Annotated in this window: 9 protein-coding genes; 6 read left to right on the top strand and 3 right to left on the bottom strand. The window is 65.9% G+C overall.

Translation table 11 applies throughout. From position 1 onward, the window contains the following. The first annotated feature begins 137 nt into the window (after positions 1 to 137). Positions 138 to 980 carry a 4Fe-4S binding protein gene (locus ABFE16_18050; protein MEN6347206.1) on the top strand — a complete coding sequence of 281 codons (843 nt, stop codon included), beginning with the start codon at positions 138 to 140 and terminating at the stop codon, positions 978 to 980. A gap of 189 nt (positions 981 to 1,169) precedes the next feature. Beyond that, positions 1,170 to 2,198, top strand: coding sequence for an aldo/keto reductase (locus tag ABFE16_18045; protein MEN6347205.1), 1,029 nt, complete (start codon positions 1,170 to 1,172; stop codon positions 2,196 to 2,198). A 93-nt stretch (positions 2,199 to 2,291) separates the two neighbouring features. Here the strand turns inward: ABFE16_18045 and ABFE16_18040 are convergent, their stop codons facing one another. Continuing rightward, positions 2,292 to 3,074 (bottom strand): sugar phosphate isomerase/epimerase family protein, encoded by a 783-nt coding sequence (locus ABFE16_18040; GenBank protein ID MEN6347204.1) that lies wholly within the window; start codon positions 3,072 to 3,074, stop codon positions 2,292 to 2,294. A gap of 204 nt (positions 3,075 to 3,278) precedes the next feature. Next, positions 3,279 to 4,418: a nucleotidyltransferase domain-containing protein gene (locus ABFE16_18035; protein MEN6347203.1), complete on the bottom strand. Its 1,140-nt coding sequence runs from the start codon at positions 4,416 to 4,418 to the stop codon at positions 3,279 to 3,281. A gap of 631 nt (positions 4,419 to 5,049) precedes the next feature. Between ABFE16_18035 and ABFE16_18030 the strand changes: the two genes are divergently transcribed. Next, positions 5,050 to 8,079 (top strand): carbohydrate binding domain-containing protein, encoded by a 3,030-nt coding sequence (locus tag ABFE16_18030; GenBank protein ID MEN6347202.1) that lies wholly within the window; start codon positions 5,050 to 5,052, stop codon positions 8,077 to 8,079. An 86-nt stretch (positions 8,080 to 8,165) separates the two neighbouring features. After that, positions 8,166 to 10,229: a beta-agarase gene (locus ABFE16_18025; GenBank protein ID MEN6347201.1), complete on the top strand. Its 2,064-nt coding sequence runs from the start codon at positions 8,166 to 8,168 to the stop codon at positions 10,227 to 10,229. Positions 10,230 to 10,317: 88 nt separating this feature from the next. Here ABFE16_18025 and ABFE16_18020 read toward each other — a convergent pair whose 3' ends face one another. Then, positions 10,318 to 11,079: an SDR family oxidoreductase gene (locus ABFE16_18020; protein ID MEN6347200.1), complete on the bottom strand. Its 762-nt coding sequence runs from the start codon at positions 11,077 to 11,079 to the stop codon at positions 10,318 to 10,320. A gap of 388 nt (positions 11,080 to 11,467) precedes the next feature. Here ABFE16_18020 and ABFE16_18015 point away from each other — a divergent pair, with 388 nt between their 5' ends. After that, positions 11,468 to 12,535, top strand: a complete 1,068-nt coding sequence (locus tag ABFE16_18015) for a Gfo/Idh/MocA family oxidoreductase (protein MEN6347199.1) — start codon at positions 11,468 to 11,470, stop codon at positions 12,533 to 12,535. A gap of 24 nt (positions 12,536 to 12,559) precedes the next feature. Then, positions 12,560 to 13,342 (top strand): type I 3-dehydroquinate dehydratase, encoded by a 783-nt coding sequence (locus ABFE16_18010; protein MEN6347198.1) that lies wholly within the window; start codon positions 12,560 to 12,562, stop codon positions 13,340 to 13,342. Positions 13,343 to 13,589: the final 247 nt, after the last annotated feature.

Raw genomic sequence — 13,589 nt, 5'->3', positions numbered from 1 at the left:
GGTACCTTGGAGGGTTCCTTTCCACAGCAAGCGAGCATCGCCCTGCTGTCGCCGAAGCAGGCGGTGGATGCTCCGCGTCGAATTAGCTGCTTGTACGGCCTGACCGGGCGATACTGTGGACGTGGAGGAACGCGATCATGTGTCAGTTCTGCCACCAGCACGGCGACGGCAAGAAGTGGTACCTCAATGCGGCCAACTACGCTGACGACCTGCTCAGTGATCTGCACCGCCGCAAGTTCATCACCGAGTTCTTCGCCGAGGGCGCGGATGAGGATCCCACACCGCAACTGGAGAAGCTCAGCGCGGCGCCGGCCTTCGTGCAGCGCATGCTCAGGCCCCTCATCGTGCGCCGGATGAAGCGCGACCACTTCGGCCAGGTGCTTCCCCTTGAGGACGTCACGGAGGTCTTCGGCTTCGTCGGCTCGATCGTCCGTGTCCCATGCATCTGCCGCCATGCCACGCTGCACCGCGAAGTTGGATACTGCTACGGGATCTCGATGTCCCCGAGCGGCGGCGGTATGATCGGCCTCGTGCAGGGCCTCGACAGGAGCTTCCTCGGCGGTCCCGACGTCAGCCGGTTCGACCAACTGACTGCGGAAGAGGCCGTGGCTGCCTTCGCCGAGCACGAGAAGGAAGGCCTGTGTCACACGGTCTGGACCTTCGTCGCACCCTTCACCGGCGGGCTCTGTAACTGCGACCGCCGCGACTGCCTGGCGATGAGGTCCGTTCTGGGCCACGACCTGAAGGTGATGTTCCGCGGGGAGTACGTCGCGAGCGTAGACCCGGACCTCTGCACCGGCTGCCGATCCTGTATGAGGCTCTGCCAGTTCGGAGCCCTCGGCTACAGCGCGGCTGACAAGAAGGCCTTTGTCGAGCAACGGGCATGTTACGGCTGCGGCATTTGCCGCAGCGCCTGTACCAGGAACGCGATCTCCCTCACGCCGCGTGCCGAAGTCCCCGCCGTGGCGAATCTGTGGTGAACACAAGCACCTGTCTCTCATGACTTCCTCTTCGGTCGCTGCCTCCTCTGCGGCCGCACCCGCGCAGCGGCTAACGGCACCCGCAACCGCCACAGGGAGGGATATCGTGGTCCAGCAGCGAAGGCGCAAAGTATCTCGCCGCGCCCTTGAGGCAGCGATAGTCCACAGATCGAGAGACGGAGGTGCCGTATGGAGTACCGACAGCTTGGCGCCAGTGGGGTCCGAGTATCGAAGCTTTGCCTGGGAACCATGAACTTCGGTGCCGGCACAGAGGAGTCCGAAGCGCACCGCATCGTCGACGACGCCATCGACAGTGGCATCAACTTCATCGATACAGCAGATGTCTATGCGCGGGGAGTGTCGGAGGAGTTCGTGGGGCGCGCCCTGGCCGCCAACGGACACCGCGATGACGTGGTGCTCGCCACCAAGGGTGTGGCGACGATGGGCAAGGGCACCAACGACCACGGTGCGAGCCGCTACCACCTCACCCGGGCGGTTGAGGCGAGCCTGCGGCGTCTGCAGACTGACCGCATCGACCTCTACTACCTGCACATCACCGACATCGACACGCCCGTGGTGGAGATCCTCGACACCCTTGATATCCTGGTGAAGCAGGGCAAGATCCTCTACGTGGGGACCTCCAAGTGGCCGGTGCCGCTGATCATGGAGGGCCTGGCCCTGAGTGACCGCTATCACCTGCCGCGGTTCATCGCTGAGCAGCCGCCCTACAACCTGACCGACCGGCGCGTCGAGCTGGAGCTGGTCTGGACCTGCCAGCGCTACGGGATCGGCCTTGTACCCTTCGGTCCACTGGCAGGCGGGGTTCTGAGCGGCGTCTACCGCAAGGACCAGCCTGCGCCCGAAGGACACAAGTTCCACACCCTGGGGCAGCGCGACGGCCACCAGCGCTACACAGAGAAGACCATGGACCTTGTGGAGCAGCTCATGCCGCTGGCGGAGGCCCACGGCGTGACGCTGGCGGAGTTCGCGCAGGCCTGGTTGATGCAGCGCCCCGGTATCACCGCGCCCATCGCCGGCCCGCGCACGCTTGAGCAGTGGCAGGCTTCGGTCCGCTCCTGCGACCTGGAGCTGACGGCGGAGGACTCGGCGAGGGTCGACGAGATCATTCCGCCCGGAACCAACGTGGCCAACTACTGCACGCTCTACGAGCGCATGTGCCGAGCCGTGAACAAGCCGGAGAAGCTGGGACCCTTCTAACCTATCGCAGCCCCCGTGGCTGTTGTGCGAACCCTTCAGTCACGGGGGCTCAAGTCAGACGCTGACCCTGTCCTCTTCACGCCGCGCCAACGACTACCCCAGCAGCTTCCGCAGGTACCCGAGGTTGTGTCGCGCAGCCGCCTCAGGGTCGGACGTCGCTGCCGTCTCCAGCACCAGCCAGTCGTCGTAACCAAGGTCACGCAGGGCTGCAAGACACCCGGGAATGGGCACCTCGCCTTCGCCCAGCAGGTCCGCACCCCGCTCCTTGATATGCACCTCGCCGATGCGGTCGCCCAGGAACTTGATCTCCGCAACAGGGTCGTTGCCAAAGGCCAGGGCATTCCCCACATCGTAGTAGACCTTCAGCCCCGGCGATGCCACGGTGTCGGTCATGTTGGCCAGTTCTGCGGCCGATTTGCCGTAGCCTCGGCCCACGTTCTCCAGGCACAGCGCGACACCATGCTCGGCCGCGACTGGAGCGATCTCAGCCATCATCTCAATCCAACGCTGCGTACCCGTCTCGTGCGTGACACCCTCCCCGCCGGGAGTGACCGGCACCAGAATCCACTTGACGCCGAACTCCGCACAGTAGCCGCAGGTGGTCACCAGCATATCCCGGATGCGCCCGCGGATGGCCGGGTCATCGGAGGCGGGGCTGTACGTCCAGCAGACACCCGCGCAGAAGCTGGCAAGCTCGATGCCGGAAGCCTCGATGATACCATGGAGCTTGCGGCGTCCCTCGGCACTCCACAGCAAGGTCCCTTCGTAGTCCGCCCCCAGGTCCAGTTCGAGGCCGTCGAAACCAACCCGTGCGGCCATCTCGAAGGCCGCCGGCCACGGCTGCTGCAGACATCCGTCCCGGATTCCGATCTTCATCAGTTCGCTCCTGTCCTGTGTCCGGCGCGGTAGATGATCCAGCTTCGGCCTCTTGCTCTAGGCCGACGCCTAGTGGTAGACCGAGGAAAAGCCACGGGCTCACGCCCTGCTTGATGTCAAGACACTGCCTCCATAGGTGACGGGCAGGACTTCTCCAGGTACTGCAAAGGTTCCTTCAGGAGACGGCGGCCCGCGCTCTTCGGGCTAGGGCGCCAGTCTCGACGCCAGAAACCGCTTCAGTTCCTCCTCGCCTCGTAGCACTCCGAGAGGCACCGACTGGCTTTCCAACCATTTGCCGAAAGTCGCCTGCAACTCGCCTGCGCGTCTAGCGAGGAGCTCCAGATCACCTGTGGCCGCAGGCCCTACCAGGTCCGGTAGCTGCGCCTCTGCATAGGAGAGGCGGTAGTCGCCCAGCAGGTTGAAGTCGCCATCGCCCAGGCCCTGTCGCGCCCTACTCAGCATGGAAGCCAGTTCCCCCTCCAGCCCCCAGGCGGCGGCGCCCGCAGCCCAGACATCACCGCACTCGCAGGCGCGTCGGATCTTGCCTACCCACTCTACCACATAGAAGTAGAAGTCGGCGAAGACCTCCCTCGGGGCGACAGGACTCGCGGTCAGAGCCTGGGCCACCAGCAGTGCAGACCGAACCGCTGCGGCCAGACACTCAGCGTGTTCCAGTACCTTCCCTCCGCTCACCGGGTTAGTGATCCCACGCAGCATCGTCTCCAGCCCCTCCGGCCTGTGCTCCATCGCAAGAACCTGTGGCAGGCACTTCCCCAGGCCGCCCGTGAAGTAGGTCTGGTTAAGGCGGGCGAGGCAGTCAAGGGCTCCGCCGACCAGTCGCCAGCCGGCAGCATACCTCCCCCTCTCGTCGCCACTTCTGTGGGCGAGCCGCAGCCTCCCGAGCTCCGCCAGCATCCCCGGGAACTGCCTCAGGGCACCTGCCACCATGTAGGCGTAGCTTTCGGGACGGGTGAGCTCGTCAATGCGGTCCTGCAGTGCAACGAACCGGTCGAGGTCGACCTGCGAGCGGTGATACAGTACCTTCGCACCGGCGATCAGCGAGGCCGCGAAGGCCCACGGGCGGTCGGGCAGACCGTTCGCGATGGCCTCAGCGGAGGCCCAGGACAGCGGCCAGAAGTCATAGGGCAAGCCATCCAGCACGAACTGGCTGGAAAGGTCGGCCGCCCCGTCGCCATCGGGGATATAGCAGATGTCCAGGTCGGAGTCAGGGGAGTGGTGGCCGGAAGCCCTGGACCCGTAGACGAGTACGATGGCTACCTGGTGCCCGCGGGAAGCCACTGCGTGTGAGACGAGGATGCGTGCCACGTCAGACGCGTCAGTCACCAGCGATCCTCCAGGGGCAAGGCAGTCTCAGCAGTCAGGGGATGCCGCCGGTTTCGCGGCACCCCTCTGCTGCCCTCCAAATTCCAGGCACGAGCCCTACGGGGCAACACGGACCTTCAGAAGGCACAACACCGTTGCTGCCGGCGGCAGCCTTCCGGGCCGCGATCGGGCAAGCCATGGGGGGCAGCCTCTTCGGCTCCCCTTCACCGCACCACCCTTGCTGGCTAACCGCTGGGCGTGCGAGCCGCCGGCCACGGCTGCTGCAGACATCCGTCCCGGATTCCGATCTTCATCAGTTCTCTCCTGTCCTGTGTCTGGCGCAGTATGTGTTCCGTGCGACGACCCAGGGGCCAAGGCCTTATATCTTCGCTGCAGCCGCCGACTGCACCTCGCTGGTTCCTCCGGGTTGTGGCTCTCACGATGTGACGCGCCTTGTCCGACGCGATGATCCGCGCGAAGCCGAGGTACTCGCCGGCGTCGGCCTCAAGCACCTCGAGACCAGTCTGTCGCGAGGGAGTTCGCGATAGGGACAGGGCTTCGGGAAGGACAAGCGATGGGGTGTATCGAAGGGTCGATCAGCCGATCCGTCGCCAGACGTTGCGGCTGAAGGTGACACCTGGGAGGTGCACTGATGGTCCGCCTGCTCTTGACCACGCTCCTGCTTGGGTCGGCCGCATGGCCGGCAGAGCTGCAGGTCCTTGACGACTTCGAGCATGGTGTTCGGGGGTGGTACCTCGTCGAGGGCACCAAGCCCGCCGGAGCGCCACCGCTCTGCGTCATGACCGCTTCGGCGGAGGCCAAGGTCGGTCGCGGGGCAGCCCGCCTGAGCTACCAGCCGTGCCCGAACACGTGGACCCACATGCAGCTCAACATTAGCACCACCGACTGGATCGCCAACAACTGCGACCGGGTGAGCTTCTGGCTGAAGGGAGACGGTTCCGGCGAGCGCCTCAATGTCATGTTCGGGAACTACGAACTGCGGCCGGCGCTCTCCTATCGCCATGCGGTGACACTCGACTTCACCGGTTGGCGGCAGTTCGTGGTGCCCTTCGCCGAGTTCGAGCCGCAGGGCGCGATGGCCGCCAACCTCGGCAAGCTCGTCCTGGTGCAGCTCAACGTGAGCACCACCAGCAAGCCCGTGGACGTGCTGCTGGACGACCTTGTAGCTTTGCCTGCTGAGCGCGAGGGTCCTCCAACGCGGTTCTTCGACTTCGTGGAGGTACCGACCGGCGGCTGGGATACCCGTGGGCCGACTGGCGCCCTTCCGGTGGACAACCTTCACGGCCTTCCTCCAGACAAGCGACCGCCCGTCTACCTGCACGGGATCGGCAACCATCCGGAGCTCCACAACCCGGTGACCTTCGCCGTGACCTACCCGGAAGCAGGCCGGTTCGGGGTGAAGGTCTCTTCGACGTCAGGCTACGGGGGCTCGCGACTCCTCCTCAAGGTAGACGGTGAGGAACGCCTGCGACGCGATTTCCCCGGCGAGACGGAGACAGCGCTCCTCGACTACCGGGGTTACTATGGCGTGCCCGTTGGTGCCGGCCCGCACACAATCACGGTCGACAACGACGGCAAGGACTGGATCGTCGTGGAGGCCTACTGCTTCGACAACTACCGCACGGCCGACGCTCGTCTGCGCCGGGAGGACGGAAGGGTCGAGGCGCAGGTCATGGACGCCGACGGCCGGCCGCTGGAGGGAGTAACGGTCGAAGCCTATGTGGCGGACGAGCCCATCCCTTTGGCACGGCAGGCAGACGGTACGTGGCTCAGCGAGACCCTGTGGGGCCGCTTCCTCTGCGGGAGGTATCCGGTCCGCGTCGTAGCCCGGCGGGGAGAGGAGACGCTGTTCGCGAAGACCCTGACGGCTACGCTGGGATCGCCGCGCCTGCGGCCGGCGAAGACTGCCTTCAGTGTGGACTCGGGTGTGATGCTCGACCTGATCTACACGAGCGAAGCGGACGCTCCGCTGCCCGGGCAGCACTTGGTCGCGAAGGTTGCCGGCCGTGAGGTTCCGTGCGTCGAGCAACCAGACGGGGTGTACCGGGCTGATCTCGGCCGACTGCCTGCGGGCAGATATCGAGGGGCGGTGAAGGTAGAGGGCGGCCGGACCTTCGAGGCGCCCTTCCTCGTCTACGATGCTGCGGCGAGGCCGTGGGAGGCCGAGGGCCTTATCAGACTCGGCCCGAAGGGCCGCTTCGAGACGAGTGCCGGAAAGCCGTACACGCCCTGGGGCTACGCAACCATCGGCCTGTTCGCCCCGGATCCGGAGGTGGTTGTACGCCTGCAAGGCCCGGCGCAGTGGTGCCGCGCCAGCGACGAGGATATCGTCAACTGGGTCGCGATGCTGGCGGCGTATGGCGTCAACTGCGTGCGCTTCGGGGTGACCGTGGATGCGAAGTCCATCGGAGGCGACACCGGCGGACATGCCGACCCGTACCTCCTCGGGCGCCTGCGGCGACTCCTGGACCTGATCGGGCCGATGGGCGTGCGCGCGATCCCCGTCCTCTGGTGGGGGCACTACCGCAACTTCGGCTACCAGGGGATCGCAGCCTACGACGCACTCATACAGAAGCAGGCAGACTGGTTCACCAACCCCGAGGCCCTCAAGCTCCAGCGCCAGTACGTGCGTGAGGTCGTGGAGCCCTTCAAGGACGACCCACGCATCCTGGCCTGGGAAGTCATGAACGAGACCTACCGGGCGGGCGGCGACCTCGACGCGGCCATCCGGTGGACCAACCAGATCGTCGCGACGATCCGCAGCGTATCGCCCCGACACCTCATCACCACGAGCGCGTGCGAGGCCACGCCTGGCCCGGAGCTGAGCTGGATCCGGGCAGCGGACGTGGACTTCTTCAACTACCACGCCTACCCGACGTACCCGGACTACGACTCCTTCCGCAGGCTGGTCGGCGATGCGCCTCGCGAGCTAGGCAACTACGCGGCGCTGATGACGCTGTGCGACCGCCTCGGCCCGAAGGTCAGCCTGCTGGGTGAGACGGGGAACGATCGGACGCGCGAGGCCGACTACCCCGAGCTGAAGGCCCTCATCACCCGCGATTGCCTGTGGCTCTCCTTCCTCAACGGATCGCCCGGCGGCATTTCCTGGGATGCCATCGCGGATGCCAGGGAGTTCGCGATTCTCTCCGAGATCACAGCGCGGGTCGATTGGCGCACCTTCGAGCCGGCGCCGACGCCGGTCGCAGTCCGAGTGACCGCCGCGGACCTCGAGCTGCCGAACCTCGCGCGCTACACTTGGTGGTCGCTGGAGCACGCCGTGCCACTGACCTTCGTCCCGCCCGACGCCGTCCCTGCGAAGGGACAGGTTGTTCTGCAGGGCGACCGCTTCAGCCCTCCGGACTCCCCTCCCTCGACACGGGTCACGGTAAGCCCGGGCTTCCAGGCGGCCTATCTCGCGTCGAAGGACAGCCAGGTCCTGATTGCCTATGTGCGCAACCTTGCGGGTGTGCCCAGGCTGAACGTACGCGCCCGGGAGACGCGTCCGCTAACGATCACCGTGCGCCCGCCAGGACCGGGGAAGCTGGAGGTCTGGGATCTGGACAGCCGGACGAAAGTGAAGGAACTGGCGGTGCAGGCGGAGGCCCGCGTCGAGCTCGGTCCGACAGCACATGACTACGCGGTGGTAGTGGCAGGCCGTTGACGAGGAGCGGCACCGAAGCGGTCGCGACATCACCTTCTGTTCCCGAGGCTCACGGGAATCAGGACGGGAAATCGAAGGGGACACCCATGAACGCGCAAGCCCCAGCGCCAGCCAGTGAGATTGTGGTCTATGAGGCGGCGACCATGTCGCCTGAGTGCGTGATCGCCCTGTGCCAGGCGGCCGTTGTCCTTCAGGACGGCCTTCTGCGCGTCGAAACGAAGGGCGGCACGGGTCGTCCCGGCGTGCTGATCAAGGGTGCGTGGGACCTCACCGGATGCAACCGTGTGACCCTTGAGCTGGTCCTTCTCGACGAGAAGGGCGAACTGCCGCTCTCGGTGCGGCTTGACAACCCGGACGCCGATCCTGACAAGCTGCAGGGCACCTCCGTGCAGCGCATCAGAATCTCCGGCCATGATGCGAGGACCTACGACGTGGCCCTTCAGACGTGGCTGCCCACAGCGCGGGATATCAACAGCAAGCTCCGTGGTCTGAGACGCGGCCCCTTCCCCACGCCCACAGGTGCGGCCCCCGATCTGGACGCGTCGAAGGTCGTTGGCCTGGCCATATACATCGACAAACCAAAGCTCGACTGGCGTTGGGGCATCAAGCGGATCGTCGCGCACCCGGGGCCGTTGCCCGAGGTAGCACCGTGGATGCGCCTGTCGGCGGAGGAGTTCTTCCCGATCCTCGACGAGTACGGGCAGTTCAAACACAGGGACTGGCCCGGCAAGACGCACTCGGACGACGACCTGGAGAGGGCGACCGAGGCGGAGCGCGTCGACCTGGCTGCGCATCCGGGGCCGGAGGACTGGAACCAGTACGGCGGCTGGGCTAAAGGGCCGAAGCGAGAGGCGACCGGCCGGTTCCGCGTCGAGAAGGTTGACGGCAAGTGGTGGATGGTCGACCCGGAGGGCTGCCTGTGGTGGTCGCATGGCCCGGTGCGCGTCAATCCGTCGACGTCGGTCACCCCGCTGGACGGGCGCGAGTTCTACTTCACCAACCTGCCCGCGCCCGACTCGCCGCTTGCCCTGTTCTACACCACTCACGACGAGCTGCTGTGGCCGTACTACGTGGCACGCGGCATCAAGCGCACCTACGACTTCTCCTCGGCGAACGCCTTCCGCAAGTATGGCCCGGCCTGGCGGGCGCGCTACTCCGACCTTGCCCATCAGCGGCTCCGGAGCTGGGGCATGAACACCATCGCGAACAGCTCCGACAGGAGCATCTGCCTGCAAGACCGCACTCCCTACTGCGACCGTATCGACCTGAAGGCGCCGGACATCGAGGGCGCACGGCTGGGCTGGTGGAAGTTCAAGGACCCCTTCCACCCGGAGTTCCGCCTCACCCTCCGGCGGCAGCTTCTGGAGCGCAGGGAAGAGCTGGCGGACCCCTGGTGCTTCGGCCTCTTCGTGGACAACGAGGTCAGTTGGGGGGAGGAGACCTCGCTGGCGGAGTGGACGCTGCAATCCCCGGCCACCCAGCCTGCGAAGGTGGAGTTCGTCCGTCGCCTCCGCGAGAAACACGGGAGCATCGCGGCGCTGAACCGAGCCTGGCAAGCGAGCTACAGCGGTTGGGACGCCCTACTCGAGACGCAGCAGAAGCCGCCGGCGGGCGCAAGGGACGACTGTGCCGAGTTCTCGGCCGTCCTGGCTGAGGCCTACTTCAGGAACGTCCACGACGAGTTCAAGTCCGTCGCGCCGGACCTGCTGTACCTGGGCTGCCGCTTCGCCGGTTCGACCAAGACCGCCGTCCAGATCGCCGCGAAGTACTGCGACGTGCTCAGCTACAACCTCTACCGGCACAGCCTGGACGCGTTCCGACTCCCCGAGGGCGTGGACAAGCCGGTGATGGTCGGGGAGTTCCACTTCGGCGCCCTCGACCGTGGCCCCTTCGACCCGAGCCTCATCGAAGTCGCAGACCAGAACGCACGCGTCAGGGCTTACGTAACCTACATCACCTCGGCGCTGCGCCATCCGAACCTCGTCGGAGCTCACTGGCATCAGTTCGGTGAGGAGCCCACGGGCGGGCGCTTCGACGGGGAGAACATGCAGAACGGCCTAGTGGACGTGTGCGACGTGCCCTACCCCGAAACCGTCGCAGGCATCCGCGAGGTCGGCTACCAGCTCTACGAGATTCGCAGCCGGCCGTGAGGCAAAGGAAGCCACGCGGCTGTTCGGTCCTATGCCTGCGGCAATCGGTGTGCGCCGGCCGTCTCCCAGGGACGCCATGCAGGCGCCCCTAGACCTTCAGTCCCGGCGGTGCGAACTGCACCGAAACACCGCCATCCACCAGCAGGCGCGCACCGGTGATGTTGCCCGCCTCAGCGCTGGCCAGGAACAGGACGGCCACGGCGACGTCGTCGCTGGTCGCCGGCTCACCGAGCGGGATGAACTCGCGGCGCCCCGCAGCCACCTCAGGGTCAAGGGAGTCCCAGCGCTCGGTCAGGATGTAGCCCGGCGCCACGGTGTTGACGCGGATCCCGTGGGGCGCCAGGTCCACGGCGATGGCCCGCGTCATGGCGTCAATCGCGCCCTTGGACGCGCAGTAGGCTGTGCGTGCCCGCACCGGCCGGTCGGCGGTGTTCGAGCCGAGGTTGACGATGGCGCCGGCGATGCCCTGCCCGATCATGCGCCGCGCGGCAGCCTGGGCACAGCGGTAGTAGCCCAGTACGTTGGTCGCCACGACGGCCTCCAACAGATCATCCTCGACCTCGACGAAGGTCGGCCCTAGACCCTGGTGCGCGGCGTTATTGACGAGGACCTCGACCCCGCCCAACTCGCGATCAACCACCTCAAACAACGCCTCGACGCCGGTCTTCGTGCTCAGGTCGGCGACGGCGCCCACCGACCCGGGCACGGTGGAGACTGCCGCGGCGACCTTGGTCGCATCGGTGCCGTTGACCACCACCCGTGCACCTTCGGCTGAGAACCGCCGGGCGATGCCCAGACCAGTATTGCGTGAGGAGCCGGTAACGACGACGCGGACGCCTTCGAAGCGCATGTTAGGTCTCCTTCATCCACGGAACGGCGTCGGGCGGACCAACCTCGATGAGCGTGCCGATTCGGCACGTCGAAGCGACCGTGGCCTTGAACTCCGCCCCAACTGCCGCAGTAGATCACACTCGAATATCCCGCCGCCGGTGTTGCCCGGATGTGCCTTGAACCTGACTCTTACCTTCTTCTTCCCGCGCGTTATCTCCTCGGGGATCGTGTACTCCACCTCGGAGAACCCGCCTGGCCTGTTGCGGTCGAGGGACTGGGTCGCAAGGAGCCTGCCGGGCCCACAGGAGGGAGTGTGCAGCGAACGGCGAACCAGAGGCGTAGAGGCCGGGATGACGGCCGGAACTCACACAAGCTGTGGGACCACAGAGGGGAGCAGGTCAGGGAATATGTCAGCAATCAGGTTGGGAGCCTGGGGGCTCGGGCGCATCGGATCGGTTCATGCGAGGCACTTTGCTGCTCAGACCGCTATGTACGAGGTCGTGGGCGCCTGCGACGTCGAACAGCCGAAGGTCGACGGCTTCGTGGCGGACTATGGTTGCGCCGGATATACCAGGGCCGAAGACCTGCTGGCCGACCCCAACGTCGAGTTGGTGATCATCGCCACACGTTCACTGACGCATGTGGCTGATGCCTCGCAGGCCCTCGCCGCCGGCAAGTTCGTATTGCTCGAGAAGCCCATTGCCATGTCCCTTTGTGAGATCGAGCAGCTGCGGCAGGCCGACCGGAACTACCCCGGCAAGCTCTTCTTCCTGCACAATCACCGCTTCGAGCCGGCCATGCAGCAGATCCTCGGGATCGTCAGGAGCGGCCTCCTCGGCGACCTCCTGGAGGTCAAGCTATGTCGCCATCATGCCTTCGCTCGCCGGGCCGACTGGCAGGCCTACCTCCGCTACGGCGGCGGCCAGTTGAACAACTGGGGCTCCCACATCATCGACCATGCCCTGCAGTTCATCGGTGGCCCGGTGAAGGACGTTTGGGGCAACCTGAAGGGCGTCAACACCATCGCCGATGCGGAGACCCACGTGAAGGTCGTCCTGACTGGCGAGAACGGCATCGTCGTCGATCTGGAGATCAGCAACAACGTGGCCTTGCCAGGCGCCTTCTGCACTGTCTACGGGAGCCGCGGGAGCCTGGTCTGCGAGGACGAAAAGCACCTCCGCCTGCGCTACCTCGACCCGGGTTTCGAGTTCAGCGAGGCGACTGCCAGCGTGGACTCCCCGCCCCTCAACGGAGGGCACTGGAGCGACATGGACCTGCCGTGGCGCGACGAGACGCAGACGGTCCAGCCCGACACCAACATGTGGGTCTACGTCGAGATTGAGACCGCCCGGCATCTCTACCGGACTCTGCGCGAAGGCGTGCCCTTCCCCATCGCGAATGCCGACGCCCTGGAGGTCAGCCGGATCATCCAGGTGATCAAGTGCCAGAACCCCGAGTTCAAGTGGGATTTCTAGTCTCAAGACCCAGGGAGTGGATTCATGCGACCATCCTTTTTGCGGCTCCAATCACCCTATCTCGCAGCCATCATCGAGGGAGCTACACCGGAAGCGACCATCGGCAGCATACTGAAGTGCGAACACGACGGCGCCGACGCCTTCGCGGTGAGCCTGGCAGGTTGGGAGCGCGACAGGCTCACGCTCGAGGAACTCTCGAGGGTGTTCCACTGCACGGGACGGCCGATGATGCCGCTGTGCTACCGCTCCGGCAACCTCGCCGCCGATAGGATCGACGACGACGCCCGTGCGGAGCTGCTGCAGCTGACCGTCGAGGCGGGCGCTGCTGCCTGCGACCTCATGGGCGATATGTACGATCCGGCCCCCCGTGAGCGCACGCGCGACAAGCAGGCGATCGAGAAGCAGAAGCGCCTGATCGACCGCCTTCACGCGAAGGGCGCCGAGGTGGTCATGTCCTCGCACGCCCCGAGCGAGTTCCTGACCTGCGAGGAGATCCTCGAGCATCTGAGTGACTTCGTGTCGCGTGGCGCGGATATCCCCAAGATCGTTGTGCGCGCGGACAGCGAGGACGAAGTGATCGAGGCGTTCCGGACAACTGTCCTGCTCAAGCGGGAGCTCAAGGTACCTTTCGTGCACCTGTGCAGCGGAAGGTACGGCCGCTTGCAGCGTTACGTGGCCCCATCTCTTGGCGCGGCGCTGACCTTCGGGATGGAGAGCTCGGTGCAGGGACCGCAGCCACTCGTAAGCTCAGCCCGGGGCGTGCTGAGTGAGCTGAACTGGCACGTGCACTATCCAGAGGGCGAATGAGAGCGATACGCACGAGGCCGCGGGGGTTCCCCGCGCCAAGAGGGGCTGAGGTAGCGGAGGGGCACGAACCCATCGAGGTCCGCCGCGGAGACCGTCGTGGCCCGGTGCAGCCAACCGCACCCGGTTGGCTGCGCATAGCGAGGCTTCGCAGCCAGCACTACCAAGAGGGGAAGGGCCAAAGCGCAACCGCTACTCGCTGCTCGCCACCCCGTCCGGCCTCCTCGCCCTAGAGTCCCTCCAGGTCAGT

Source organism: Armatimonadia bacterium (assembly GCA_039679385.1).
In the GTDB taxonomy this organism is placed as follows: Bacteria; Armatimonadota; Zipacnadia; order Zipacnadales; family JABUFB01; genus JAJFTQ01.
The sequence above is the reverse complement of the archived record's forward strand: the minus strand, read 5'-3'. Positions and strand labels throughout refer to the sequence as shown.

Bases quoted from the DNA above. Each gene is read 5' to 3' on its own strand.
- ABFE16_18030 (MEN6347202.1), top strand. From the start codon at position 5,050: ATGGTCCGCCTGCTCTTGACCACGCTCCTGCTTGGGTCGGCCGCATGG.
- ABFE16_18050 (MEN6347206.1), top strand. From the start codon at position 138: ATGTGTCAGTTCTGCCACCAGCACGGCGACGGCAAGAAGTGGTACCTC.
- ABFE16_18025 (MEN6347201.1), top strand. From the start codon at position 8,166: ATGAACGCGCAAGCCCCAGCGCCAGCCAGTGAGATTGTGGTCTATGAG.
- ABFE16_18045 (MEN6347205.1), top strand. From the start codon at position 1,170: ATGGAGTACCGACAGCTTGGCGCCAGTGGGGTCCGAGTATCGAAGCTT.
- ABFE16_18020 (MEN6347200.1), bottom strand. From the start codon at position 11,079: ATGCGCTTCGAAGGCGTCCGCGTCGTCGTTACCGGCTCCTCACGCAAT.
- ABFE16_18010 (MEN6347198.1), top strand. From the start codon at position 12,560: ATGCGACCATCCTTTTTGCGGCTCCAATCACCCTATCTCGCAGCCATC.
- ABFE16_18040 (MEN6347204.1), bottom strand. From the start codon at position 3,074: ATGAAGATCGGAATCCGGGACGGATGTCTGCAGCAGCCGTGGCCGGCG.
- ABFE16_18015 (MEN6347199.1), top strand. From the start codon at position 11,468: ATGTCAGCAATCAGGTTGGGAGCCTGGGGGCTCGGGCGCATCGGATCG.